General features: G+C 40.4%; 25 protein-coding genes, 1 tRNA gene, 1 pseudogene and 1 other annotated feature. Of the genes and pseudogenes, 22 read left to right on the top strand and 5 right to left on the bottom strand.

What is annotated here, in order from left to right:
- Position 1: 1 nt before the first annotated feature.
- The 7 genes and pseudogenes from racE to ACIQCE_RS12675 all read left to right on the top strand — a co-directional run.
- Positions 2–817, top strand: coding sequence for a glutamate racemase (gene racE, locus ACIQCE_RS12705; protein ID WP_400495299.1), 816 nt, complete (start codon positions 2–4; stop codon positions 815–817).
- 100 nt (positions 818–917) lie between these two features.
- Complete coding sequence (locus ACIQCE_RS12700; protein ID WP_400495298.1) at positions 918–1979, top strand: GerMN domain-containing protein; 1062 nt, start codon at positions 918–920, stop codon at positions 1977–1979.
- Between the two features lie 151 nt (positions 1980–2130).
- Positions 2131–2871 (top strand): ribonuclease PH, encoded by a 741-nt coding sequence (rph, locus tag ACIQCE_RS12695; protein ID WP_400495297.1) that lies wholly within the window; start codon positions 2131–2133, stop codon positions 2869–2871.
- Positions 2868–3470, top strand: coding sequence for an XTP/dITP diphosphatase (locus tag ACIQCE_RS12690; RefSeq protein WP_400495296.1), 603 nt, complete (start codon positions 2868–2870; stop codon positions 3468–3470). The genes rph and ACIQCE_RS12690 overlap by 4 nt, the downstream gene beginning before the upstream one ends.
- 14 nt (positions 3471–3484) lie before the next feature.
- On the top strand, positions 3485–4009 hold the full coding sequence (locus ACIQCE_RS12685) for a YfcE family phosphodiesterase (RefSeq protein WP_400495295.1): 525 nt from the start codon (positions 3485–3487) through the stop codon (positions 4007–4009).
- 123 nt (positions 4010–4132) lie between these two features.
- Positions 4133–4206 (top strand) — tRNA-Arg (locus ACIQCE_RS12680).
- A 510-nt stretch (positions 4207–4716) separates the two neighbouring features.
- Positions 4717–4950 (top strand): annotated as a pseudogene (locus tag ACIQCE_RS12675) (peptidoglycan-binding domain-containing protein); the annotation flags it as partial.
- A gap of 225 nt (positions 4951–5175) precedes the next feature.
- Here the strand turns inward: ACIQCE_RS12675 and ACIQCE_RS12670 are convergent.
- From ACIQCE_RS12670 to ACIQCE_RS12655, 4 genes are all read right to left on the bottom strand, one after another.
- On the bottom strand, positions 5176–5520 hold the full coding sequence (locus ACIQCE_RS12670; protein WP_400495294.1) for a hypothetical protein: 345 nt from the start codon (positions 5518–5520) through the stop codon (positions 5176–5178).
- A 13-nt stretch (positions 5521–5533) separates the two neighbouring features.
- Positions 5534–7327 carry a T7SS effector LXG polymorphic toxin gene (locus tag ACIQCE_RS12665; protein ID WP_400495293.1) on the bottom strand — a complete coding sequence of 598 codons (1794 nt, stop codon included), beginning with the start codon at positions 7325–7327 and terminating at the stop codon, positions 5534–5536.
- 880 nt (positions 7328–8207) lie between these two features.
- Entirely contained in the window at positions 8208–8564 is a 357-nt protein-coding gene (locus ACIQCE_RS12660) for a DUF2178 domain-containing protein (protein ID WP_400495292.1), read from the bottom strand.
- Positions 8554–8793, bottom strand: a complete 240-nt coding sequence (locus ACIQCE_RS12655) for a helix-turn-helix transcriptional regulator (protein WP_400495291.1) — start codon at positions 8791–8793, stop codon at positions 8554–8556. Before ACIQCE_RS12655 ends, ACIQCE_RS12660 begins: the two co-directional genes overlap by 11 nt.
- Positions 8794–9423: 630 nt before the next feature.
- Here ACIQCE_RS12655 and ACIQCE_RS12650 point away from each other — a divergent pair.
- From ACIQCE_RS12650 to ACIQCE_RS12625, 6 genes are all read left to right on the top strand, one after another.
- Positions 9424–9573, top strand: coding sequence for a teichoic acid D-Ala incorporation-associated protein DltX (locus tag ACIQCE_RS12650; protein ID WP_400495344.1), 150 nt, complete (start codon positions 9424–9426; stop codon positions 9571–9573).
- A 14-nt stretch (positions 9574–9587) separates the two neighbouring features.
- Complete coding sequence (gene dltA, locus ACIQCE_RS12645) at positions 9588–11093, top strand: D-alanine--poly(phosphoribitol) ligase subunit DltA (protein WP_400495290.1); 1506 nt, start codon at positions 9588–9590, stop codon at positions 11091–11093.
- Positions 11090–12274: a D-alanyl-lipoteichoic acid biosynthesis protein DltB gene (gene dltB, locus ACIQCE_RS12640; RefSeq protein ID WP_400495289.1), complete on the top strand. Its 1185-nt coding sequence runs from the start codon at positions 11090–11092 to the stop codon at positions 12272–12274. The genes dltA and dltB overlap by 4 nt, the downstream gene beginning before the upstream one ends.
- A 21-nt stretch (positions 12275–12295) precedes the next feature.
- Positions 12296–12532, top strand: coding sequence for a D-alanine--poly(phosphoribitol) ligase subunit 2 (gene dltC, locus ACIQCE_RS12635; RefSeq protein WP_400495288.1), 237 nt, complete (start codon positions 12296–12298; stop codon positions 12530–12532).
- The gene (gene dltD, locus ACIQCE_RS12630) at positions 12532–13698 is read left to right on the top strand and encodes a D-alanyl-lipoteichoic acid biosynthesis protein DltD (protein WP_400495287.1); all 1167 of its coding nucleotides are present in this window, start codon (positions 12532–12534) and stop codon (positions 13696–13698) included. The genes dltC and dltD overlap by 1 nt, the downstream gene beginning before the upstream one ends.
- A 94-nt stretch (positions 13699–13792) precedes the next feature.
- Positions 13793–14206: a YkvA family protein gene (locus tag ACIQCE_RS12625; RefSeq protein WP_353855034.1), complete on the top strand. Its 414-nt coding sequence runs from the start codon at positions 13793–13795 to the stop codon at positions 14204–14206.
- A 17-nt stretch (positions 14207–14223) separates the two neighbouring features.
- On the opposite strand, the gene ACIQCE_RS12620 is transcribed toward ACIQCE_RS12625, so the two are convergent.
- On the bottom strand, positions 14224–15267 hold the full coding sequence (locus tag ACIQCE_RS12620; protein WP_400495286.1) for a lactonase family protein: 1044 nt from the start codon (positions 15265–15267) through the stop codon (positions 14224–14226).
- 306 nt (positions 15268–15573) lie between these two features.
- On the opposite strand from ACIQCE_RS12620, the gene ACIQCE_RS12615 reads away from it, so the two are divergent.
- The 9 genes from ACIQCE_RS12615 (at position 15574) to ddcA (ending at position 25452) form a co-directional block, all read left to right on the top strand.
- Positions 15574–15777, top strand: a complete 204-nt coding sequence (locus ACIQCE_RS12615; protein ID WP_400495285.1) for a hypothetical protein — start codon at positions 15574–15576, stop codon at positions 15775–15777.
- Between the two features lie 158 nt (positions 15778–15935).
- Positions 15936–16182, top strand: a binding site (T-box leader).
- A gap of 122 nt (positions 16183–16304) precedes the next feature.
- Positions 16305–18029, top strand: a complete 1725-nt coding sequence (ilvB, locus tag ACIQCE_RS12610) for an acetolactate synthase large subunit (protein ID WP_400495284.1) — start codon at positions 16305–16307, stop codon at positions 18027–18029.
- Entirely contained in the window at positions 18026–18544 is a 519-nt protein-coding gene (gene ilvN, locus ACIQCE_RS12605; RefSeq protein WP_400495283.1) for an acetolactate synthase small subunit, read from the top strand. Before ilvB ends, ilvN begins: the two co-directional genes overlap by 4 nt.
- Positions 18537–19592: a ketol-acid reductoisomerase gene (gene ilvC / locus ACIQCE_RS12600; RefSeq protein WP_483861791.1), complete on the top strand. Its 1056-nt coding sequence runs from the start codon at positions 18537–18539 to the stop codon at positions 19590–19592. Before ilvN ends, ilvC begins: the two co-directional genes overlap by 8 nt.
- Complete coding sequence (locus ACIQCE_RS12595) at positions 19579–21132, top strand: 2-isopropylmalate synthase (RefSeq protein ID WP_400495282.1); 1554 nt, start codon at positions 19579–19581, stop codon at positions 21130–21132. The genes ilvC and ACIQCE_RS12595 overlap by 14 nt, the downstream gene beginning before the upstream one ends.
- An 18-nt stretch (positions 21133–21150) precedes the next feature.
- A complete protein-coding gene (leuB, locus tag ACIQCE_RS12590) occupies positions 21151–22248 on the top strand; it encodes a 3-isopropylmalate dehydrogenase (RefSeq protein WP_400495281.1) in 1098 nt (365 codons plus the stop codon).
- Between the two features lie 41 nt (positions 22249–22289).
- Positions 22290–23705, top strand: coding sequence for a 3-isopropylmalate dehydratase large subunit (gene leuC / locus ACIQCE_RS12585; RefSeq protein WP_400495280.1), 1416 nt, complete (start codon positions 22290–22292; stop codon positions 23703–23705).
- A gap of 13 nt (positions 23706–23718) precedes the next feature.
- The gene (gene leuD / locus ACIQCE_RS12580) at positions 23719–24318 is read left to right on the top strand and encodes a 3-isopropylmalate dehydratase small subunit (protein WP_400495278.1); all 600 of its coding nucleotides are present in this window, start codon (positions 23719–23721) and stop codon (positions 24316–24318) included.
- 126 nt (positions 24319–24444) lie between these two features.
- Entirely contained in the window at positions 24445–25452 is a 1008-nt protein-coding gene (gene ddcA / locus ACIQCE_RS12575; protein ID WP_400495277.1) for a DNA damage checkpoint antagonist DdcA, read from the top strand.
- Positions 25453–25643: the final 191 nt, after the last annotated feature.

Genomic DNA, 25643 nt, shown 5'->3' with positions numbered 1-25643 from the left:
GTTGGATCAACCAATCGGTGTCATTGATTCCGGCGTTGGCGGGTTAACCGTTGCGAAGGAAATCATGAGACAACTGCCAAAAGAAAAAATCATTTATGTGGGCGATACAAAAAGATGCCCGTATGGTCCTCGTAAAGAAGAAGAAGTCCGTCAATACACATGGGAAATGGCTCATTACTTATTGAGGCATCATCATATTAAAATGCTCGTCATTGCTTGCAACACAGCAACGGCCATTGCTCTTGATGAAATCAAAGCGACGCTAGATATCCCAGTCATTGGCGTTATCCAGCCCGGAGCCCGTACAGCGATTAAGGTGACAAACAATCAGCACATTGGTGTGATTGGTACAGTCAATACGATTAAAAGCGAGGCCTACAAAGAAGCACTGCTTTCCCTAAAAGCAGATCTGACGGTGCAAAGTTTAGCGTGCCCGATGCTTGTTCCATTCGTCGAAAGCGGTACGTTTTTAGACCATACGGCAGATGAAGTGGTGAAAGCATCTCTTGGACCTATGAAAGAAACAGGGATTGATACACTGATTCTCGGCTGTACGCACTACCCGATTTTAAAGGATGCGATTCAGCGTTTTATGGGCAGTGGTGTGAACATTATTTCATCAGGGGATGAAACAGCGAGAGAGGCGAGTACAATTCTTTCATATAAAGGGTTGTTAAACGCTACTCAAGAAGCACCCCTTCATACATTTTACACAACAGGCGATCAGCACAACTTTCAGAACATCGCTCGTGATTGGTTTGGCTATTTACCAGGAAAAGTCGAAACCGTTTCACTTGAGCAAGTGTATCAACCATAACCCGCTTCTATTGAAGTGGGTTATTTTTTTATGAAAAGGGTCTAATCCTCTTTGGGAACTCGTATACATAGTAGTACAAACTACCAGAGGAGGGTGAAGTATGCTGAAAAAGGGATTTACAGCAACTGTCACGTGTATCGTGTCAGCCATGCTTTTATCAGGATGCGGGTTATTTCAAACCGATCAAGCAAAGACGGAAATCGATCCACCGCAAAACGTGACATATGTGAAAGAGAATAAAAAAGACAAACAAACAGTTAAAGAAGGAAAAGAAGAGAAGAAAGCGGATACCGTCATGAGAGAATTATATTTAATTGATAAAGACGGTTATGTCGTTTCTCAATCTATCCCGCTCCCAAAGAACAAAGGAAGTGCGAAGCAAACGCTTGAATATCTTGTAGAAGGTGGTCCAATTTCCGATCTGTTGCCAAACGGATTTAGAGCGGTTCTACCTGCTGATACAAGTGTCTCAGTCGACATTAAAGATGGCACAGCGATCGTTGATTTTTCAAATGAATTCAAGAATTATAAAAAAGAGGATGAACAGCGCATTCTGCAATCCGTTACATGGACATTAACCCAGTTTGATTCAATTGCAAAAGTGAAATTAAAGATGAATGGGCATGAGTTGAAAGAAATGCCTGTGAACGGAACACCGATCTCAGAAGATTTAAGCAGAGAGGACGGCATTAATATCCAGCATGAAGCCGTTGCAGATATGACAGCAACAAAGCCTGTCACAGTCTACTATTTATCTGAATCAGATGATCAGACATACTATGTGCCAGTAACCACAAGATCACCAAAAAAGGATGAAGATCCAATCACTGCTGCCATTGATGAACTCGTCTCTGGGCCAAGTAAAACAAGCAATCTTCTCACTGACTTTAATCAAGATGTCAAGCTTGTCACCCCACCAAAAGTAAAAGACGGCCATGTCACGCTTGATTTCAATGAGTCTATTTTTGGCAGTGCAGATGAGAAGAAAAAGGTCATTTCACAAAAAGTTCTCAACAGCATTGTGCTCACATTAACAGAGATGCCTGATGTCAAAAGCGTATCCGTGAAAGTAAATGGAAAGGCAGAGCTTGTCAATGAAAAGGGAGCAGAGCTTACGAAGCCGGTTACAAGACCAGAACAAGTGAATACAGGTAGTTTTTAATCTCACACATTGATATAATGAAGAAAAAGAGGCATGCACTTACGCTGCCTCTTTTTTATTCTGGGCGGTTAGAACCGAATTAGGTTGTCAAAGTTAGTAGAAGAACACTACTGACATCGCCAAGGAACGTATAACGTAACGGAGGTAAAACATGAGATTGGATGAAAGACAATATGACGAATTAAGAAAAGTTGAAATAGAGGCAGGCTACATTACACACCCAGAAGGCTCTGTCTTAATCTCTGCGGGAAATACGAAGGTCATCTGCAACGCATCTATCGAAGACCGCGTACCCCCTTTTTTAAGAGGGGAAGGAAAAGGATGGATCACTGCGGAATATAGCATGCTTCCAAGAGCAACAACTCAAAGAACAATAAGAGAATCCTCAAAAGGAAAAGTAACAGGACGGACAATGGAAATCCAGCGCTTGATTGGACGAGCACTCCGCGCAGTCGTTGATTTAGAAAAGCTCGGCGAACGGACCATTTGGATTGATTGTGATGTCATCCAAGCTGACGGCGGAACACGTACTGCCTCAATTACAGGTGCTTTTGTCGCCATGACACTTGCGATTCAAAAACTTCGCATGGAAGGCACAATCAAAGAAAATCCCATCACAGATTATTTAGCTGCGATATCTGTCGGAATTGATTCTGAGCACGGACTTCTGTTAGATTTAAATTATGAGGAAGATTCTTCGGCGGAAGTGGATATGAATGTCATCATGACAGGCGCTGGACGCTTTGTTGAACTTCAAGGTACAGGCGAAGAAGCCACTTTTTCAAGAGAGCAACTGAACGGTTTGCTTGATTTAGCCGAAAAAGGCATCAAAGAATTAATTGAAAAGCAAAAGGCAGTCACAGGAGATGTCATCGAAAGCAGAGGGGTTTGATTAGGATGAAAACAGCCATCATCGCAACACATAATCCGGGAAAAGCAATAGAATTCAAAGCCATTCTTGAGCCAAAGGGATTTACGGTCAAAACACTAGCAGACATTGGATTCAGCGAGGACATAGAAGAAACAGGACAAACCTTTGAAGAGAATGCGATCATTAAAGCAGAGGCGATACAGGCTAAAGCCGGTGAGATGGTCATAGCAGATGATTCTGGCCTATCCATTGATTACCTTGGCGGAAAACCCGGCGTCTATTCTGCTAGGTACGCCGGTGAGCATAAAGACGACGCTGAGAATATAAACAAAGTGCTTAGCGAGCTAAAAGGAATTGAGAAAGAAGACCGTACAGCCAGATTCAGATGTGCGCTGGCTGTCAGCATACCGGGAAAAGAAACTCAAACCGTAGAAGGATCCGTTGAAGGCTTCATCGCAGAAGAACCGGTTGGAGATAACGGCTTCGGATACGACCCGATTTTCATCGTCAAAGATAAAGGCAAGACGATGGCAGAATTATCACCAGAAGAGAAAAACAAAATCAGCCATCGAGCGGTTGCGCTTCAAAAGCTTTCATCACTACTAGACGCAAATGAATAGGGGGAAATGAAGCCATGAAGATACTCATGATTAGTGACAGTCATGGACTAACAGATGAACTTCAAACCGTTGCCAAACGGCATGCTGATGAGGTCGACATGATGATTCACTGCGGAGATTCTGAACTAGAAACGAATCATCCAGCACTCGAAGGCTACAAAGTGGTCAAAGGAAACTGTGACTTTTTAGGCGATTTTGAAGAAGAACTCCTTCTCCCATTAGATGGTGGAAGGAAACTATTTCTCACTCATGGACATCTGCATGGCATCAAACAATCCTTGCTTCAAGTCTATTACCGTGCAGAAGAGCTAGGCGCAAATATCATATGCTTCGGCCACTCTCACATTCCAGGCAGCGAGCTTTTGAGGGGAAAATTGTTCATCAACCCAGGCAGTATCCACCTGCCAAGAGTGCGAAAAGAGCGCAGCTATGCTATACTGACACTAGATGAAAAAACAGCGCACGTACAATTTTACACAGACGAAGGTCATCTCTTGCCAGACCTCGAAAACACCGTCACATTGGAAGACATTTCATAAGGGTGCATATTCTGCCCCTTATGAAAAAACTTTCGAAAAACCGTTGACTTCTAAGAACAATAGTAATATAATGAATCTTGTCGCTGAGGTAATAACGAACAGCCACTACATACATCACACCATGTCCCAGTAGCTCAGCTGGATAGAGCAACGGCCTTCTAAGCCGTCGGTCGGGAGTTCGAATCTCTCCTGGGACGTACTAATTAGAAAACCCGTTATTGATACGTATGTCTCCGTTGAATTAAACGATGACTTAGACGTTTTGATGACGGGTTTTTTCGTGTACGTAAGACATGCGTTAGGTTTGCGGTACGTTGGCCAAAACGGAGGTAATTAACGTTATGGCTCGAAAATTTATAGGCGAGAGGAGTCCGACGGCTAAGCGATCAGTCTCACGGCTAACCCAAGACCGCCCGAACGCAAATATTCGATTGAAGAAGCGCTGGATATTTTCGTACTTGCAAAAGAAGCGGAAGGGATGCGTGAAAGAACTATCACAGACTATCGAAGCCACATTCGGTACTTGTCGGAGTTCTTAGTGGAAAGACACCCGAATATCTTAGGCGATATCGATGGGTTGACCTCGGAGATTATCCGTGAATATATCAAGTATCTGAAGACGGATAGGGTTCCGTATAAAGAAGATAAACACCGGAAGAAATCCGCAGTTAAGGGGCTCGCGGTCAGTACGATTAATATGCTAGGCAACTGCCAAGCCTGTTAAAGCAACATCAGTCAAAAATACGTCTAAAAAGGCGAACAACTTGCCGTCAGGCATCTTAAAAGGAACAAAACCTCTTACAAAGGGTGAGAGTGTAAAAGCCTTACAAGAAGCCCTAGCCGCTCTTTTCTTCTTCCCTGACAAAGGGGCAAAAAATAACGGCATTGATGGCATTTATGGACCGAAAACAAAAGCAAAAATTGAAGCTCTCTTGAAATGAATTCAAAAGCCCTTCCAAAAACATGGAGGGGCTTTCCTTTGTTCTTCATCCTTTTCCTTTATTATATGCTTTTAGAGCAACTATATGAGCACCGTCTTTTGAATAAGCTTTGTCATGTCTTTAGTTGTGGGTTTTGCAGTATCATAAGTTCTCTGGACATGTAAAATGTCATCTAGCCTAAATATTGTAGCTGAATTTTCTCGACTCTACATAATATCCCCACAATTAATCTTCACCATACATTAAATCATCTAACATTTCATTTTGTTTTTGTATTTCTTTATATCTATCAAATCTATTCATCAAGTATTCAACAGATACCTCTTTATTTTTAACTAATTCACCATCAAACAGTCTTATCTTCGCACCAACATTTATCAATTCATTTATTAATTTTTCAAGTTTTGCATCGTCCTCATCATCTTTAAACAGATTACATTCCATTATCGGACTTCCATTTCCAATTCTTTTTTTTATCTCAGAAAATCCTAAATTTGTATTTTTTCTTATTACAGGTAAATATTTCATTTTATTTTCATCTTGTTCTACCACTAAAAGTATTACTGACATATTTATATCCTCCTTAAAAGTCATTATCAACTGAATTATTTAGTGGTTTACCAGGTAGGCTTTTCTTATAGCTACCACCATGCCATCTATACAAATGTTCTCTAAATGTTACAGGATAAATGATTTCGCCTTTATTGGCAATTTGCGGATATTTAGATGCGCTATAAGTATGGTGACCAATCATAGTTTTACCTTCATATTTTGGTGCCTTACCATTTATTATGTCTTTTGCTTGTTTCTCCGTCCATACCCTCGTAGCTTCCCCATTTAACAAGCGTTCTCTTTCTTGTTCCCAGAAGTCATCTACACCGTTATCTCTTCTGCGTTTAAATCTCTTGTTCCACATTAATTGTTTCCATTCTTCTTTTGTGATAGTTCTATTTTTCACCTTTGCATTCAATTGTTTCATTTTTTTACTACCCATGATTTTATATGGAGTTTCTCTTAGAGTTAAGTCTAAACCTTTAGCTCTTTCAGCAATAATATCTACTTCATCTTTAATGTTCTTAACTTGGATAGTTTCACCCGTACCCTTAGCCGACTTCTCAACCCTCTTCACCACATTCTTCCCTTGATCAATCTTAAAGACATATTTCCCGCCTTTAATGATTTTCATAAATGGGATGATGGAGACTGCGGATAGGGCTTGGTCTGTGCTGCTTATTTTTTTGCTCGTTTCGGGGTCTTTGCCTGTGACGGCTCGGTAGCCGTCGTAAATGCCACTGTATTCTAGGATGATGTTTTCGGCGGCTGAGATGACTTCGCCGTCTACGATATACGTTCGGATGATTTGTTTATTGGCGTAAACGGTATATCGCCCGCCAATGTAATCAAAGTCTGATGGGTCTGTGACCACTTCATCTGCGATATCGAATTCTTTGAGCTTTTTGATGCCTTTTACATTGTATAGTTTACCATTGATCACCCTGATGTCTCCATGAATCCGGTTTTTTCCGATCACGGCTTCTTTTTGCAATGGGGTAAGTGATGGGTCGTTTGCTTTTCCTTCTCTGTTGATGTTTTGGCGGGTCTCATTGCGAACAACCGCATCCACATTCGCTTGCTCTTTTTCATTCAGCTTCCTCAGCATAATCATCATTGGGGTCTCGTCAGGGTTGTCTATTTTTTCATTCAATTCGCTGATCGTACTGCTCACTTTTTCTTCTTTTCCATCTTTGAAAATAGAGCCTTTTTGATAGCTGGTGATCTCGATTTTCGGACCAGTGAACATGGTGCTTAGGGTGTCTATGTATTGATTCATTGTGTGAAGGGAGCTTTCTGTTTCATGTAAAGCACTCGTTTGTTCCCTGTCAAATGCATGAAGCAGTCCAATGGTTCTTGAGGTCTCAAGCCATGCTTTTTGATAGCTTTGTTGAAAAGCAGATTCATCTACATGAGGCAAATGAACAATATGGCTGACCTTGCCGAGGGCTTGATTTACATCTGATACGATATCAGAAATGGTCCGTTCGGCTTTTTTTAACCCTTGGTCAAGCTCGTGTTCAATGAATGATTGAGAGATAAAGCCATTCGGGTTTGATTCAAATGCATGGAGAGCCTGCTTTGTCTTTTTTAGCGCACCGGTGTATTCTTCAATGACGACCTGAAAGAATTGCAAAAAGGGGATATGACACTCTGCATAAAACGCTCGAATGGCTTCTCCAGCCTCGCCCTTTAGTGCGCCATCTAGTGAGATGATTTGATTGATTTGCATTTCAAGGGATTTGATGTTTTGTGATTGTTGTTTTAATTGTTCCAGCGTTTGATCAATGGCATTGTGCAACGCCTGAACATCTAAAGTTTTCATGGCATTCTCCTTTAATGCTTGGTTGCAATCAAAAGAGATTTTACCATTATACGGAGAATGTTTGGGAAATAAATACTTAACTTCCGTGAAAATGAAACAATTTACATAGGTGATAAAGACTAGATGTTCAAATAACGAGTATGGAACAGTCTGAGAATGTGTGTGTTCTCACAAAAGACATAGAAGAAGAGCGGAAGAAGTACCGTCCTTACGATTAATCTTATTTCAACAACCTTTATAATCGACGTACTAATACTTACAGTTTAACCCATGATATGAGAGGGTTTTGAACAGATTCGGGATGCTAACACAGATTAGTATCCTCTTTTTTATGCCTACATATTTATAAGAGAGCATCTATATTACTTGGATGCTTTTTGATTATAAAACACTCATCAACACACGTATCTGGTAAATTTCCGACCCGATTCAAATAAAAGCTGTATTAATAAGGTAAACGATAAAATGTACAGTGTATGCTGTGATAGTTCAATGATTACAACAATAACAAGGGTGGGTCTATCTTATTAGAGTAAAATCTAAGGGGTGGATCTCCATGTTGTATTATATTATTTTTTGATAGCCCATACGCTCCATAAGTTACACTATTTGCGTCACAACTTCCTTATCAGTAAAATGAGGTTTTCGACAGTCTATTACGGTATATAATTCAATTGATAACAATATCACCCTCACTTGAACGGAGTAAGGTTCTTCTAATACTAAAATACTGGGCGCAGCTTATTTGTAATCTAAAATCATAGCCATGTAAGTGATCTTGAAAGACAATCTTTTACCCTTACTTCCTCCAAATAAATTAGCGATTTTCCCTTTTGAAACTACAGAGCTGAATTTACATGCATTTCCCTAGCTTGCTATTTTAGTTCTTTATTTTTAAAAAATCTTCTTTATATCGAACGGCTAGATAGATTCCTGAAGCGAGAGTTGCAAGAGAATATTTAAACAAAAAGAAAATTTGCCACATATATTCCTTTGGAAAAATCACGTCACATAAAATTACTACGAATAACATGTAGAGGCAACTTTTTAAAGTGATTTGATTTGTCCTCTCATCACTCTTCCCAATTCGTTTAAGGAATACAAATGTTAAAATCAATCCCACTAAAAGCATGGCAAATCCAATACCAAGAAGCATGTTCCAATTTTCAGTTGATGTCTCCGCCCAGGTTTTTAAAGGATAAAAGATTGTATTTGTAAGATCTCCCTTATTTTTCATTCTTCTCATTTCCTTTCACATAAGTAAAAATATCGTTAACCTCAACTTTGAAGAAATTCGCAATACGAAATGCTAACAATAAGGTAGGAACATAATTTCCTTTTTCCATGACGAAAATGGTTTGTTTAGAAACACCGACTTTCTCAGCAAGCTCTTGCTGAGACATTCTGGCAAGCACCCGATATTCATAAACCTTATTTGATATCGAATCGCCAAAATCTCTCTTCATCAGCACCACCTCTTAAAACAAATGATAAACTTATCCTTTATAAAAGTAAAGTAAACTTATACAAAATAATGATATTATGATACGAATCAATGAAATGTATTTGTTCGGTAATTAAAAAAATTGGAAGTAGATTGATGAATGAGAATAAGTTATCATGTCAGCTCAAGTTAGATTGAGTAATTGTACCAGTAGCAATCTGGCCTATTGTGAAAGAAAAAAGACCTGATTCTGTAAATGTGGAGCAAGCCGTTAGAAAGAGCTTGCTGAAAACGTATAAATAGGGATGATCCAAAGGGCAATTCAAAAATGAACGAGTTCTTGGATACCGAAGTAAAAAATTGAACAAATACGAAAGTGATGAAACTGATAAATCATCAATCAACCAAATGATTTTAGCTTGTCGGTCAAGTCGACAGGCTTCTTTTCGCCACAATCGCCATTTTTAAGGAAAATTTAAACTCGTATCTCATTTCAAATAATATAAATCTTTGTTACAATGAGGCAGGTTTGCCTATCTGAGTGTTCATATATATGTCATATTTTTTTCATACTTTATTAAAATTTTTATGTTTTGAACTGAAACCTTTATATGCTCCATTCGTCTTTATAAGTGTCAAAAGAAAAGGGGTTATTAGTATGCTATTCAAAAAGCTATCAGAAAATAAGTCTGTAAAATGGATAGGATATACAAGCTTTTACTTACTTATTTTGCTATTATTGTTTTTTATTTACGGATTCCATACAGCAAATACGGGATCATTCATTTACAACGATTTTTAATTGGAGATTAAACTATGAAACTATTACAAACGATTCATGAGTATCAACAAACGAAATCGACACAGCCAGCATTTATTTCTCAAAATGCTTCCATCACATACGATGAGCTTTGGCGTTTATCAGATCAAATGGCTGGAGCCATTGATGAGATTGCAAGTGACAACGCACCTGTTATTGTTTATGGTCATATGGAGCCAGAGATGCTGATTTCTTTCTTAGGAAGTGTCAAAACAGGCAGACCTTACATTCCAGTCGATATCTCAATTCCTGTAGAGCGTATCGTCTCGATTATTGAAAGCTCAAAAGCCAGTCTATTGATTTGTGCGAATGAGCATACAGACCTTGGTCTTGAAGAACATATTCAAGTGAAAAGTGCGTCAGCGCTTTTATCGCTTAGAAAAGAAGCACCGCCATCATCACAGTGGGTTCAGGGAGATGATGTCTTTTATATCATTTATACTTCAGGTAGCACCGGTAAGCCTAAAGGCGTTCAGGTGACAGCCAATAATTTAGAAAGCTTTACACAATGGATGTGCAAGGATTTTCCTCTTGGTGAGGGGCGCACCTTTTTAAATCAAGCACCATTTTCTTTTGACTTATCAGTGATGGATGTATATCCGTCTCTTCAATCGGGTGGGACACTTTACTGTTTAGTGAAGGATTTGGTCAATCGTCCGAAGGATATGTTTGAAGCACTTGGTCAATCTGACGTTGAGGTGTGGACATCGACGCCTTCTTTTGTCCAGATGTGCTTAATGGACCCATCCTTTACAGGAGAACTTTTGCCAAAGTTGAAAGTATTTTTATTCTGCGGTGAGGCGCTTCCTGTGTCTGTAGCCAGCGCACTTATTGAGCGTTTCCCACAAGCACAAGTCTTCAATACGTACGGACCAACTGAAGCAACGGTTGCGATAACGTCGATTGAAGTCACAAAAGACCTACTTGATCAACATGATTCTTTACCAGTTGGCTACGCCAAGTCTGATACAGACATTGTCATTTTAGATGAAAAAGGTCAGACGCTCTCGGATGGAGAAAAAGGTGAAATTGTCATTGTAGGACCAAGTGTCAGCAAAGGCTATTTAGGTGAACAAGCGTTGACAGATAAAGTGTTCTTTGAATACGAAGGACGTCCTGCATATCGGACAGGTGATGCAGGTGTGAAGCAGGATGGATTAATCTCTTGTCATGGCCGGCTTGATTATCAAATCAAGCTGCACGGCTACCGAATGGAGCTTGAAGAAATCGAGTATCATGTGAGCCAGACAACCTATGTGAATGCTTGCGTGATAGTACCGTTTCAGCCAAACGGTTATGTCGAGTATTTAATTGCAGCCATTGTCCCAACTGAACATTCATTTGAAAAAGAGTTTCAGCTGACAAGTGCAATTAAGAAAGAAATGGCGGGTTCGCTGCCGGCGTACATGATTCCTAGAAAGTTTGTCTACCTTGAGCAGCTTTACATGACACCGAACGGGAAGGTTGACCGTAAGAGAATAGCGAAAGAGGTTCTCCTATGATTCCGTTTAGTTCGTTCTTCTTTTTCATTCTCATAGGTATCCTTCTTTTGCCGACGGTGATTCTTGGTCTTTGCGGCAAAAGAATGCAGGGTTATAATATGTTTGCGACTGTTGTCGCATTGGCACTCATTTTTTCAAAAGACGCACATGGTGCCTTGCTACTTCTCATGTTCACGGTTTGGCAAGTTATCATCATTCGGCTGTATCTCGCTTATCGTCTAAAAGCGAATGAGGCGTACGTTTTTTATTTTGCAGTGTTGGCATCCATTTTGCCACTTGTGTTATCAAAAATCTTACCGTTCTTTTTAACTTATCATCCGCATCACCCGCCGCCAATGAACTGGCTGAGCTTTTTAGGGATCTCTTACTTAACATTTAAAGGTGTTCAGTTAATTATTGAGACAAGAGATGGCTTAATTAAAAAGAAAATACCGATTCATCGCTTAGTTTATTTCATTGTCTTTTTCCCGACGATTTCATCAGGTCCTATTGATCGCTATCGACGTTTTGAAAAGGACATGGAAACACCGCCTGCAAAGGAAGCGTACAGTGATCTTCTATATGCAGGGATTCATAAGATTTTTATCGGATTCTTATATAAATTCATTGTTGGTTATTTGATTCATACGTATATTCTGATCAATATTCATCATATTAGCAGCAATCACTTTGTACAGCAGCTGATGTATATGTATGCTTACAGCATGTATTTGTTCTTTGACTTTGCTGGATATACGGCGTTTGCCGTAGGTGTAAGTTATATCATGGGCATTAAATCACCTGAAAACTTTAATAAGCCGTTTATCAGCCGGAATATTAAAGATTTTTGGAATCGTTGGCATATGTCCTTGTCCTTCTGGTTCAGAGACTATGTGTTTATGAGGTTTGTGTTTTTAATGACGAAAAAGAAGTGGATACAGAACCGTATGGCTGTGTCCAATATTGGTTATTTTGTCCTCTTTCTATTGATGGGTGCATGGCATGGACTCGCACTCCAATATATTATTTACGGACTATATCATGCTGTCGTCATGTCCGGTTACAATTTATTTGAGACATGGAATAAAAAGCACAAATGGTGGCCTGATAATAAAGTCACAACCGTTGTGTCTATCATTATTACATTCCATGTGATTTGTTTCGGCTTTTATATTTTTTCTGGAAAACCATTTCATCATTAATGATTAAGGGAGTAGAAAATAATGGAATTTAAACATCAGGTTTTTGATATTATTGCAGAGGTTTGTCAGGATGAAGTTGTAAAGGAAAATCCAGAGATTGCGATTTTTGAAGAAGGTCTTCTTGATTCATTTGGTACAGTGGAACTTTTGATGGCGATTGAAAATCAGTTAGGTATTGCTGTTCCGATTACAGAGTTCGATCGTGATGTGTGGGATACACCGAATCACATTGCTGAGCAGTTGGCAGAGATGAAGTAATGAAAAAGCGTTTTTTTGGGCCGCTTATTTTAGCGGCTGTTCTATTCATTGGTGTTCTTCTTGTGCCAAATGCATGGCTCTCGCATCTTATCCCAAAAGACAAATTACAAAAGTCAGCGACAGAATTAGACCCAGAGATGTTTCAAGGCCTTTATTTACAAGAGAAAATGCTAAAAGATCCGACATATTTGCCGATCTATGGGTCATCTGAATTATCACGTTTTGATCCATATCACCCTTCAAATTTCTTTCATGAAAATCCTCAAGGGTTTACACCGTATTTAATTGGAAAGGGTGGGTCTCAGTCATTAATTCATGCGATGAATTTCGCAGCACATATAGATGAATTAAAAGGGAGGAAACTTGTATTTATCTTGTCCCCGCAGTGGTTTGTGAAATGGGGATCTGACGAAAGCCACTTTGCTCCAAACTATTCAGCACTTCAAGCGCTTGACCTTGCCTATAACAAGGACATCGATCCGAAAGTGAAAAAAGAGCTGATGAAAAGAATCATGAAGTATAAAGCAGTGAAGAACGACATGGTGATCACAGAACTTTTTAAAGCAGAACTATCGGGGAATAAGCTGGCTTTCAGAGCCATTTCTCCTGTTGCGAAGCTTTATTATGGCATGCTCCAAAAGAAAGACATGTATTATACCATTGGTTCAGGACATGAACGCACTTTACGTCCGTCTCCTTCAGTCAAAGGGAAGTCTTGGACTGAACTTGAAAGAGAAGCCAGTGTATTAGGGGCAGAGAAAGCAGGGGACAACCCGTTTTATATCGATCAGAAACTGTTTGATCACAAGTTGAAGCCGATCATGAAAAAGTTGAAAGACTCTCGTGAAGGCTATTCCTATGGAGAATCACCTGAATACAAAGATTTTCAGTTGATGTTGGATATTTTAAAGCAGGCTGGGGCGAAGCCTTTGTTTGTTACGATACCTGTGAATGGAAAGTGGTATGATTACACAGGTTTTCCGAAAGAGGGACGTACAGCGTACTATAAAAGAATCAATCGTCAAATTAGAGAGAATGGGTATGAAGTAGCGGATTTGACTTCACATGAATATGATCCATATTTCTTTAAAGATACGATTCATGTATCTTATAAAGGATGGGTTTATATTGACAAAGCGATTGAAAAGTTTTACAAAGAGCAGTAGAATGCAGCAGCTTTCTGCTGCTTTTTGTTTGTCGAATGAGGAGATTTCTTGTATAACTAAATCAAGAGTTAGGACTAAATATGGAGGTGACAAGATGAAACGTTCAGAGAAAAAAGAACTATTAAAGCGATCGAAAAAGTACTATCAAGATCATGCCTTTTGGGATAAATTAAAAAAAACGGCACAAAAAGCTGGCGTATCTCTTGTGTATGCTGTGCTACTACTTTACTATACACTACAAAAGCCAGAAGTGCCCGTTAAAGCGAAGACATTAATCGTTGGGGCACTTGGATATTTTATTCTTCCAATTGATCTTATTCCTGATACACTCGTAGGTGTCGGCTATACAGATGATTTAGGAGCTATTACATTTGCTTTGCTTCAGGTAGCGATGTACATTGATGACGATGTGAAAGGAAAAGCAAAGGACAGACTGTCGAAGTGGTTTGGTGAAAGAATAGATACATCTGTTATTGATCAAAAGCTTGACGATGGCAAAGCCTCCTAATGTGGAGGCTTTTTGATTTATCCTAAGAATTTCACGCAAACTGGATGAGGAACGGTAATGTCAGATTGCAAGACAGTTAATCGACCTGTTTCTTTGTCACGTTTGTATAAAACAAGGTTGCTAGATTCTTGGTTTGAACCTACTAGGAACGATTCCGTCGGATCAAGCACAAAGTCTCTAGGCCAGTTTCCTTCAGAAGAAGTTATTTCTACAAGCCTTAATTGCCCGTCAGCGTCTATTTTGAACACAGCGATGCTGTCATGGCCACGATTTCCTGCGTAAACGAATTGACCATCTGATGATACATGGATGGCGCTGCCTTGGTTATTCTTTGTCAAGTCACTTGGAATGGTCGAGATGGTTTGGACTTCTTCGAAATGTCCATCTTCAAAGTAACAAAGTACGATGATCTCTGAGCTAAGCTCTGTCATGACATAAGCCACTGGTTTGGTTGGGTGGAACGAGATATGGCGCGGTCCGCTGCCTGGTTTCGCTTGAAATGAATGAACAAGCTCTAGTTTGCCATTTTTCTTTGTATACGTATAAATCGTATCGGTTCCAAGGTCAACGGCTACTGCATATTTTTCATCTGGCGTCAGACCAAAATAGTGCGTATGTGCTTTTTCCTGACGGTCTTGATTTGGTCCAGTTCCTTCATGCTGTGCCTGTGAAAGAGTACGGACAATAGATCCATTTTCTGCATGGATTTCATACATTTCTGCTGTTCCTTTATGATAATTCGCTGTAAAAGCAGTTTTTGTTTGACTGTCAACGCTTACGTGACAAGGAGAAGCGCCATCGGCGAGTTCTTCATTGATGAAAGTGAGTGCACCAGTTGATGGATCAATTTGATACGCAGCAAGACCGCCTTGCGTTCCTTTTTTCACAACGGTATACACAAACTTTTGATCATTTGATACAGTTAAATATGTAGGGTTTTCGAGTTCAGCTACTACTTCTACTTGCTCAATCTGCTGTTTGTCGGTATTTAATGTAAAAGAATAGATTCCTCTACTGTCTCCCTTTGTATATGTTCCGATATAACCTTTGATATGAGCCATGAATTGTCCTCCTTCTATAAGATGCTCTCATTTTATCATATACCCACTGGAAAACACTTTAGAAAGGCATTCCAAACGAAAAATATAAAGATCAGCAAACCTTATATAGTGTTTGAAAAAGAATGTGAAAAAATATCACAAAAGTTTGTTCAAAATAAAACCGTTCATGTAAAGTAAATAAATTAAAGAAAACATACAAAAAATTTTAAGTTTTTTCATTCCTTGTCTAGCAAAGGTGTAAGCGTATACATTTTAGTTTGATTAGTCTAAATTGTCTAATAATTTTAAAAATGCTGTTGACACTGTATGGAAAGCGGCGTAAGATGGGTTCAACAAAAGCTAAACAAACATGCAGAACAAACGTGGGACACTTTAAAGGAAGTGTCTGAAAATTCAACTACTTTTCGTTTGAAAGAGAGGGTGCTCATCGAAATGGAAGACCAAAAGGAACAGTGGATCTTTTTAAACGATGAACTCGTGAAAAAGAGGAACAACAGTAAAATCATTTAACGATTTCAATAACATTCTTGTTCGAATCAAAGCCGATAAGACCGTTGTGAGTCTGAACGACCAAGGATACGTGGTGTGGACAATGCGTGTTAATTTATAAAAAAGGCAAGACTTGAAGGCATTACCAATGATAACATTCATGCAAGCTAAATAGATATCAATAAACGTTGAAGAGGACTAGTAGCTTTAGAGTCAGTATCTACAGAGAGCCGGTGCTAGCTGAAAACCGGTGTTACTTTCTAAAGTGAACTCACCTCTGAGTGTCTGCTTGAAATGATAGTAGGGCGGGCCGAGTGAAGTGGCTTCACTCGTTACCAAAATGGATGAAAGATGTCCATGAGACGGCAGGTTGAATGCCGTGAACAAGGGTGGTACCGCGAAAAAAAGAGCTTTTTCGCCCCTTTGACCTAGTGAAAAGTAGTGTCATTGTGGGGAGAGAAGGCTTTTTTATATGGTCTCATATCTCTATCTTGAAAAGAAAAGGGTGAAAGGACTTGACTGAAGCAAGACAAAGAGGAGGAAATCAAATGGGGACAAATGTACAAGTGGAGACGGAAAAGTCAACAGCACCGCAAATTATGAATGGTGCACTTATGTTAATTGAAGCGCTCAAAAGAGAAAAAGTAGAAGTCATATTTGGATATCCAGGCGGAGCTGTATTACCGATCTACGATAAAATTTATGATTCTGGTTTATTTCATGTGTTGCCAAGACATGAACAAGGAGCCATTCACGCGGCTGAAGGATATGCAAGAGTGTCTGGTAAACCGGGCGTTGTGATTGCAACTTCTGGACCTGGAGCAACAAATCTTGTCACAGGTATTGCAGATGCGATGATTGATTCACTTCCGCTTGTTGTATTCACAGGGCAAGTTGCCACCTCAGTCATTGGATCAGACGCCTTCCAGGAGGCAGATGTGCTTGGGATTACGATGCCAATCACAAAACACAGTTATCAAGTAAGGCGCCCAGAGGAATTACCGGGTGTCATTAAAGAAGCGTTCCACATTGCCACAACAGGCAGACCGGGTCCGGTATTGATTGATATCCCGAAAGACGTTGCAGGCATTGAAGGAACTTTTGAATACGATCAGCCGATTAATTTACCTGGTTATCAGCCAAAAATTGAGCCGAACTATTTGCAAATCCGCAAACTAGTTGAAGCTGTGAGTAGAGCGAAAAAGCCAGTGATTCTCGCAGGAGCCGGTGTTCTTCATGGTAAAGCGTCAGAGGAATTAAGGAAATATGCTGAACAACAGCAAATTCCTGTCGCTCATACGCTGCTTGGACTAGGCGGATTCCCAGCAAAGCATCCTCTATTTCTCGGGATGGCTGGTATGCATGGCACTTATGCAGCGAACATGGCGCTTCATCAATGTGACCTACTCATTTCAATCGGAGCCAGATTTGATGACAGGGTAACTGGCAACCTGAATCATTTTGCAAAGCATGCGAAGGTGGCTCATATCGACATCGACCCAGCAGAAATTGGCAAGAATATTCACACGCATATTCCGGTTGTGGGAGATAGCAAGCTTGTCCTGAAGGAATTGATTAAGCAGGACGGGAAACAAGGGGAATCAGATGAGTGGAAGATGCAATTAAACAGATGGAAGGAAGAATATCCACTTTGGTATGTTGAAAATGAGGAAGAAGGCTTTAAACCTCAAAAGCTGATTGAATATATTCATCAATTCACGAAAGGTGAAGCCATCGTTGCAACAGATGTCGGTCAGCATCAAATGTGGACCGCTCAATTCTATCCATTTGAAAATGCAGATAAATGGGTGACATCTGGCGGACTTGGCACAATGGGCTTTGGATTACCGGCGGCCATTGGTGCACAACTAGCTGATCAACAGGCGACCGTTGTGGCGATTTTAGGAGACGGAGGTTTCCAAATGACCCTTCAGGAACTTGCCGTTATCCGTGAGCTAAATCTTCCAATCAAAGTGATTGTTTTGAACAATCATAGTCTTGGAATGGTCAGACAATGGCAAGAAATTTTTTACGAAGAGCGCTACTCGTATTCTAAATTTTCAGAGCAGCCAGACTTCGTGAAATTATCTGAAGCCTATGGCATTAAAGGAATCAGAATCTCTTCAGACAAAGAGGCGAAGGAAATGCTTGAAGAAGCGTTAACCTCTAGAGAGCCTGTTTTCATCGATGTCAATGTCGCAAGAGATGAAAAAGTATTCCCAATGGTAGCGCCAGGGAAAGGACTTCATGAGATGGTGGGGGTGAAACCTTGAAAAGAATTATTGTGTTGACTGTATTAAATCGATCAGGTGTACTCAACAGAATCACAGGCCTTTTTACAAAAAGACACTACAACATTGAAAGCATTACGGTCGGCCATTCTGAGATTCAAGATGTATCACGCATCACGTTCGTCGTCCATGTAGACCAAGAAAAAGACATCGAACAGCTGACAAAACAGCTAAACAAACAGATTGATGTCCTCAAAGTAACAGACATTACAAATCAATCAATCGTTCAGCGAGAGCTGGCTTTGATAAAAGTCGTATCTGCACCGGCATCTAGAATGGAGATCACAGGGGTTATTGAACCCTTTAGAGCTTCAATTGTAGATGTGAGCAGAGAGAGTGTTGTCATTCAGGTGACAGGTGAGTCTTCTAAAATTGAAGCACTCATTGAGCTGCTTAAGCCATATGGCATTAAAGAAATCGCCAGAACTGGCACAACGGCCTTTGCGAGAGATAATCAGCAAAAGCCACAAACAAATAAAACAATTTCAATTGTCTAAACAAAAAGGAGAGAGTCAAATGGTAAAAGTCTATTATAACGGTGATATTCAAGAAAACGCATTAAATGGTCAAAAGGTTGCAATTATTGGATATGGTTCACAAGGTCATGCACACGCACTCAACTTAAAAGAAAGCGGCGTAGATGTCATCGTAGGTGTTAGAAAAGGGGGATCTTATACAAAAGCTGTGGAAGACGGGCATCAAGTCTTCACAGTCAAAGAAGCAGCAGCTCAAGCAGATGTGGTTATGGTATTACTTCCAGACGAACAGCAAAAGAAAGTCTATGACGAAGAAATCAAAGATCAATTAGAACCAGGGAACTCACTTGTTTTCGCACACGGATTTAACGTACATTTCCATCAAATCGTTCCGCCAAGTGATGTCGACGTGTTTCTCGTTGCGCCAAAAGGTCCAGGACACCTTGTTAGAAGAACATATGAACAAGGTGCTGGTGTACCTGCCCTATTTGCGATCTACCAAGATGTGACTGGTCAAGCGAAAGATAAAGCACTTGCGTATGCAAAAGCGATCGGCGGAGCAAGAGCAGGCGTTCTTGAGACGACATTTAAAGAAGAAACTGAAACGGACCTATTCGGTGAGCAAGCAGTTCTTTGTGGAGGTCTTACTTCATTAGTCAAAGCAGGTTTCGAAACGTTAACAGAAGCGGGTTATCAGCCAGAGCTTGCATATTTCGAGTGTCTTCATGAGTTAAAGCTGATCGTTGACTTAATGTATGAAGAAGGATTAGAAGGCATGAGATATTCCATCTCTGATACAGCGCAATGGGGTGACTTCGTATCAGGACCACGTATAGTTGATGAGAAAGTAAAAGAATCAATGAAAGCCGTCTTGACTGACATCCAAAATGGTACATTTGCAAAAGAGTGGATTGTAGAAAACCAAGTAAATCGTCCACGTTTTCATGCAATCAATGCAAGTGAAAACGAGCACCAAATTGAAATCGTCGGAAGAAAGCTTCGTGAAATGATGCCCTTCGTTAAACAAGGAAAGAAAAAGGAAGCGGTGAGCGTCGGTGCGGAAAATTAATTTCTTTGACACAACACTTCGAGATGGAGAGCAATCACCAGGAGTGAACTTAAATGCGCAAGAAAAACGAATTATTGCAAAGCAGCTTGAGCGCCTTGGGATCAATATCATTGAAGCGGGATTTCCCGCTTCATCCCGAGGGGATTTCTTAGGCGTACAAGAAATTGCAAGAACGATTCAAAACTGTTCTGTAGCAGGTCTTGCTCGCTGTGTAAAAGGTGACATTGATGCAGCATGGGAAGCATTAAAAGATGGCGTTGACCCAAGAATTCACGTCTTTATTGCCACCTCTGATATCCACTTGAAGCATAAATTAAAGAAAACACGTGAGGAAGTCGTAGAACAGGCTGTCTCTATGGTGAAATACGCAAAGGAACGTTTCCCAGTAGTCCAGTGGTCAGCAGAAGATGCATGCCGTACAGACCTTGCTTTCTTAGCAGAAATTGTGGAGAAGGTCATTGATGCGGGTGCAAGTGTGGTTAACTTGCCTGATACAGTTGGTTATCTAGCACCAAAAGAGTACGGGAATATTTTTAAATATATGAAAGAACACGTTCCGAATATCGATCGCGTGAATTTGTCAGCACATTGTCATGATGACCTTGGGATGGCTGTGGCAAACTCACTTGCAGCCATCGAAAATGGTGCAGATCAAATTGAAACAGCTGTGAATGGAATTGGAGAGCGTGCAGGAAATGCCGCTTTAGAAGAAATTGCAGTAGCACTTCATATTCGAAAAGATTTTTATCAGGTCGAATCAACGATTCAACTGAATGAAATTAAGCGTACAAGTGATATAGTGAGCAAATACTCTGGAATGATTGTGCCGCGTAACAAAGCAATCGTGGGAAACAACGCATTTGCACATGAATCAGGTATTCACCAAGATGGCTTCCTCAAAGAAAAAACAACCTATGAAATTATTTCTCCAGAGCTTGTAGGCGTGACAACAGATGTTCTTGTCCTTGGGAAACACTCCGGAAGACATGCGTTTAAAGATCGCCTCACAACACTCGGCTTTAAACTGACTGATGAAGAAATTAATAAATTCTTTGAAACATTCAAGAACTTGACGGAGAAAAAGAAAGAGATCACAGATGACGATTTGATTTCGATTATATTAGAAGAAAAAGTAGCAGATCGGAAAATTGGATATGAATTTGAAAGTCTTCAAGTACACTATGGCACAGAGCAAATGCCGACGGCGACCGTTTCTCTAAAAAATCAAGAAACGCAGGAAGGCATACAAGAAGCAGCCACAGGTGCCGGCAGTGTAGAGGCTGTATACAATACATTAGAGCGTTGCATGGAAGAAAGAATCCATTTGCTAGACTACCGAATTCAATCAAACGGAAAAGGAAGAGATGCACTTGCAGAAGTATATGTCACTGTTGCAATAGAAGGAAAAGAAACAGCAGGACGCGGCGTTGCACAGGATGTACTGGAAGCATCAGCTAAAGCATACGTCAATGCAGTGAACAGGCATCTCATCTTTAAATCAAATCTTATCGAAATAGAAAAACATCATGCGATTTTATAGGAAAGGAGGATGGTTCTATTGAAAAAGAAAATTGCACTTTTGCCCGGCGATGGAATCGGACCGGAAGTAGTCAAGTCGGCGGTAGCTGTTTTAAAAGAAACAGCGGCTCAATTTGAGCACGAACTTGAATTTGAAACAGCGTTGATTGGTGGTATAGCGATTGATGAGAAAAATAACCCGCTACCTCAGGAAACAGTAGATGTGTGCAAAAACGCAGATGCGATCTTATTAGGAGCAGTTGGTGGACCAAAATGGGATCAAAATCCCCCAGAACTTCGACCAGAAAAAGGATTGCTCGCCATTCGCAAACAATTAGACTTATTTGCAAACATTCGCCCTGTCAAAGTATTTGATAGCTTGGCAGCGGCTTCACCATTAAAGCAACAACATATCAATGGCGTTGATTTTGTCATTGTTCGCGAATTAACTGGAGGCCTCTATTTTGGCGAACCAAGTGAGCGTTATACCAACGATGAAGGAAAAGAAGCAGCAGTTGATACGCTGCTTTATACAAAGGAAGAGATTGTCCGCGTTTTAAAAGTAGCGTTTGAAATGGCTTTATCTAGACGTAAAAAGGTCACTTCTGTTGATAAAGCAAATGTGCTCGCTTCTAGTAAGCTATGGCGCGATGCAGTAGAAGAGGTTGCTTTACAATTCCCAGAAGTCACATACGAGCACATGCTTGTTGATAATGCGGCGATGCAGCTCATCTATAAGCCGGCTCAATTTGATGTGATTGTCACAGAGAATATGTTTGGCGACATATTAAGTGATGAAGCCTCTATGATGACAGGCTCAATCGGCATGCTACCTTCTGCTAGTCTATCAAGCACAGGACTCCATTTATATGAGCCGATTCATGGTTCAGCACCCGATATTGCAGGGCAAAACGTCGCAAACCCTCTGGCAACCATTTTGTCAGCAGCAAGCTTGCTTAGAACATCTTTTGCATTAGAAGAAGAAGCAGCTACGATAGAAGCAGCAGTGGAAGCTGTGCTTGCTTCTGATAAACGAACAAGAGATTTAACATCAAAAGAGGGAACGTATCAAACGACAGATGATATCACGATAGCAGTTGTTGACGAACTAAAACAACGTGCGAAAACAATTGTATAAAAAGGAATCTTGTTGAATTAGGTAGAGGGAGGAAAAGGGTTATGCCTCGAACAATTATCGAAAAAATTTGGGATCAGCATGTTGTCAAAAATGGCGAGGGAAAACCAGACCTTTTATATATTGATCTGCACTTGGTGCATGAAGTAACGTCACCTCAAGCATTTGAAGGATTAAGACAAAAGGGGCGCAAGGTGAGAAGACCTCAAAACACATTTGCGACAATGGATCACAACATCCCGACTGTCAATCGATTTGTGATCAAAGATGAGATTGCGAAAAAACAAGTAAGTGCATTAGAACGCAATTGTGCTGAATTTGGTGTCCGTCTAGCTGATCTCCACAGTGTAGATCAAGGGATTGTCCACGTAATTGGACCAGAGCTTGGTTTAACACTTCCGGGCAAAACAATTGTTTGCGGAGATAGTCATACATCGACCCACGGTGCGTTTGGCGCACTTGCCTTTGGAATAGGCACAAGTGAGGTTGAACACGTGTTATCTACACAAACACTTTGGCAGAAGCGTCCGAAAACACTAGAAATTAGAGTAGACGGAAAGCTGCAAAAAGGGGTAACGGCCAAAGATGTCATTTTAGCCATCATTGGGGCACACGGCGTCAAATTCGGTTCTGGTTATGTCATTGAATACACAGGGGAAGTATTCAGAAACATGACGATGGATGAGCGGATGACGGTTTGTAATATGTCCATTGAAGCAGGTGCAAGAGCAGGTTTAATTGCACCGGACGAAGTGACATTTGAATATTGCCGCGGGCGTAAATATGCACCGCAAGGCGAAGATTTCGAAGCGGCCATTGAAGAATGGAAAGAACTTAGAACAGACCCTGGTGCAACCTATGATAAAACCATTGTTTTAGATGGAAATACCATCTCGCCAATGGTGACTTGGGGAATTAACCCAGGTATGGTATTGCCTGTGGACGCTGAAATCCCAGGGCCAGAAGACTTTGAACAAGAAGATGATCAAAAAGAAGCGCTCCGTGCTTATGAATACATGGGTGTCAAACCGCATCAGCGCATCGAAGACATTACCATTGATCATGTCTTTATCGGCTCTTGTACGAATTCAAGAATGACCGATTTACGCCAAGCAGCCTCTATGATCGAAGGACAAAAAGTAGCTGATCATGTAAGAGCCATTGTTGTTCCTGGTTCCCAAAGTGTCAAACTGCAAGCGGAGAAAGAAGGCCTTCATAAAATCTTCCTTGAAGCAGGCTTTGAATGGAGAGAATCTGGGTGCAGTATGTGTTTGAGTATGAACAATGATGTCGTGCCAGCAGGCGAACGCTGCGCGTCCACGTCAAACCGTAACTTTGAAGGACGTCAAGGGAAGGGTGCAAGAACGCATCTTGTCAGCCCATTAATGGCTGCAATGGCTGCGATACATGGCCGATTTGTCGATGTGAGAAAGTTTAATCAAGAGAAAACAGTCGTGTAAGGAGTTGTCATGGATGGAGCCTTTAGTCACTCATAAAGGAAAAGTCGCTGTGCTTAACCGCATTAATGTAGACACGGATCAAATTATACCGAAGCAATTTTTGAAAAGAATCGAACGAACAGGATATGGTCGTTTTGCTTTTTTTGACTGGCGTTATTTAGCGGACGGAAGCCCGAATCCTGACTTTGAGCTCAATCAGTCAATATATGAAGGAGCATCCATTTTGATTGCAGGAGAGAATTTCGGCTGTGGTTCGTCCCGAGAACATGCACCTTGGGCACTTGATGATTATGGCATAAAAATAATCATCGCTCCGTCATTTGCAGATATTTTTCATCAAAACTGCTTTAAAAATGGAATGCTCCCAATTCGTCTTGATTATGATGTTTGGAAGACATTCGTTGAGAAATATGAGAATAAAGGATATGAAATGACAGTTGATTTAGAAAAGCAACAAATTCAAGATCATGAAGGTCATATCACACCTTTTGAAGTGGATTCTCACTGGAGAGAAATGCTCCTCAATGGCTATGATGAAATCTCATTAACTTTACTATTAGAAGATGAAATCCACGCATTTGAACAAAAGCGTAGCAACTGGCTACGCGCATAAACAAAAGGAAGCTGTCCGCCCGAGGTGTGACGGCTTCTTTTTTTACATGAAAACCTCTCGTTACTTGTGTTTACTAACCTTCGTTGGTAAACTGATAAAAAATATGCGCCCGAAAGGAACGTAAGCATGAAGCATGACAAGAAGAAAGATAATGTCATTTTATTTCCTGGTCTGAAAGAAAGACTAATTGAAAAAGGAATGGCAGCATTAAAAGAAAAACAGTATCAAGAGGCGCTTCAATTGTTTTCAGAAGCGAAATCATATGATGACGATGAAGAATCCGATATCCACTTAGGGATGGCCATTTGTTTTCTAGAGCTAGGTGAGCTGCAGGATGCAAAACGCGTCTGTGAAAAGATGTTAAATGAAGGATATGGACACTACTTCACTGTTCTTCAAGTGTATATGACCATCTTAATTCAGTTAAAAGAATACGAGATAGTCAAACAAACGATTGAAGCTGTACTTGAAGAAAATCATCTTCCAGCAGAAAGTGCGGAGCATTTTTATAAATTGCTTGAATTTAGCAGAAAGATGATCGAGTCGCCTGAAGAAATCCTAGATGAAGATGAAAGTGGCAGTGAAGAAATCAATATAGATGAAATGTTAGAACGACCAGACGAGCAAGTGCATTTTATACATTCATTAAAAGACCGTAATATTACACCACACATTGGGTTATTAAACACGATTTTACAAAAACCTGACGGAAACCCTGTTGTGAAATCATTGATTTTGCAACTTTTGTCAGATCATGACTTTGCAAAGCCCGTTCATGTGACCAAATTTGGTGATTCTATGACGTTAATTCCTTCTGAGGCTGTGACGCCAGAGCAAATGCCGCTTCTTCAGCAAGTGCTTCGCATTTTAGATGACACGCTTGGAAATGAAAATCCAACCCTCTATCAAGGGGTACAAGAGTTGTGGCGCCGTCATTTGTTTGTGCTCTATCCTTTTCTTCCTAAATATACAGATCCGAATCTTTGGGCGGCGGCACTTCACAAAGTCGGCTATGAAATGCACGGTATTGAAATTGACCCGAAGGAATTGCATCTTTTGTATGAATTTAACGAGCGAGAGCTAAAAGAAGCATGTACAATGCTGAAAGATATTGAAGAAATTTCTTATTTGTAATTTGCCGATTTAGTTGAAAGACCGACTTGTTATGTTATAATATAATGGTTGTATTTGTGCTTACTATAGTGCAGTTGTACGATTCCAATTTGTTGAAAGACGATATGTATAATCAATTAAAATGTTGTATACATAATACCGCTGCTTTAGCGGAGTGCGTGGTTTTTGATTGGACGAAGTCTTTACGATGC

The organism is Bacillus sp. NPDC093026 (assembly GCF_044754665.1).
GTDB classification, from domain to species: domain Bacteria; phylum Bacillota; class Bacilli; order Bacillales; family Bacillaceae; genus Bacillus; species Bacillus maqinnsis.
The sequence above is the reverse complement of the archived record's forward strand: the minus strand, read 5'-3'. Positions and strand labels throughout refer to the sequence as shown.

Excerpts from the sequence above, each read along its gene's own strand:
- ACIQCE_RS12655 (WP_400495291.1), bottom strand. The coding sequence starts at position 8,793 with ATGAAGAGAGATTTTGGCGATTCGATATCAAATAAGGTTTATGAATAT.
- ilvB (WP_400495284.1), top strand. The coding sequence starts at position 16,305 with ATGGGGACAAATGTACAAGTGGAGACGGAAAAGTCAACAGCACCGCAA.
- rph (WP_400495297.1), top strand. The coding sequence starts at position 2,131 with ATGAGATTGGATGAAAGACAATATGACGAATTAAGAAAAGTTGAAATA.
- dltB (WP_400495289.1), top strand. The coding sequence starts at position 11,090 with ATGATTCCGTTTAGTTCGTTCTTCTTTTTCATTCTCATAGGTATCCTT.
- ACIQCE_RS12615 (WP_400495285.1), top strand. The coding sequence starts at position 15,574 with ATGGAAAGCGGCGTAAGATGGGTTCAACAAAAGCTAAACAAACATGCA.
- ACIQCE_RS12685 (WP_400495295.1), top strand. The coding sequence starts at position 3,485 with ATGAAGATACTCATGATTAGTGACAGTCATGGACTAACAGATGAACTT.
- dltD (WP_400495287.1), top strand. The coding sequence starts at position 12,532 with ATGAAAAAGCGTTTTTTTGGGCCGCTTATTTTAGCGGCTGTTCTATTC.
- ACIQCE_RS12665 (WP_400495293.1), bottom strand. The coding sequence starts at position 7,327 with ATGAAAACTTTAGATGTTCAGGCGTTGCACAATGCCATTGATCAAACG.
- dltA (WP_400495290.1), top strand. The coding sequence starts at position 9,588 with ATGAAACTATTACAAACGATTCATGAGTATCAACAAACGAAATCGACA.
- dltC (WP_400495288.1), top strand. The coding sequence starts at position 12,296 with ATGGAATTTAAACATCAGGTTTTTGATATTATTGCAGAGGTTTGTCAG.
- ACIQCE_RS12620 (WP_400495286.1), bottom strand. The coding sequence starts at position 15,267 with ATGGCTCATATCAAAGGTTATATCGGAACATATACAAAGGGAGACAGT.
- ACIQCE_RS12625 (WP_353855034.1), top strand. The coding sequence starts at position 13,793 with ATGAAACGTTCAGAGAAAAAAGAACTATTAAAGCGATCGAAAAAGTAC.
- ACIQCE_RS12670 (WP_400495294.1), bottom strand. The coding sequence starts at position 5,520 with ATGTCAGTAATACTTTTAGTGGTAGAACAAGATGAAAATAAAATGAAA.
- leuD (WP_400495278.1), top strand. The coding sequence starts at position 23,719 with ATGGAGCCTTTAGTCACTCATAAAGGAAAAGTCGCTGTGCTTAACCGC.
- ACIQCE_RS12660 (WP_400495292.1), bottom strand. The coding sequence starts at position 8,564 with ATGAAAAATAAGGGAGATCTTACAAATACAATCTTTTATCCTTTAAAA.
- ddcA (WP_400495277.1), top strand. The coding sequence starts at position 24,445 with ATGAAGCATGACAAGAAGAAAGATAATGTCATTTTATTTCCTGGTCTG.
- ACIQCE_RS12700 (WP_400495298.1), top strand. The coding sequence starts at position 918 with ATGCTGAAAAAGGGATTTACAGCAACTGTCACGTGTATCGTGTCAGCC.
- leuC (WP_400495280.1), top strand. The coding sequence starts at position 22,290 with ATGCCTCGAACAATTATCGAAAAAATTTGGGATCAGCATGTTGTCAAA.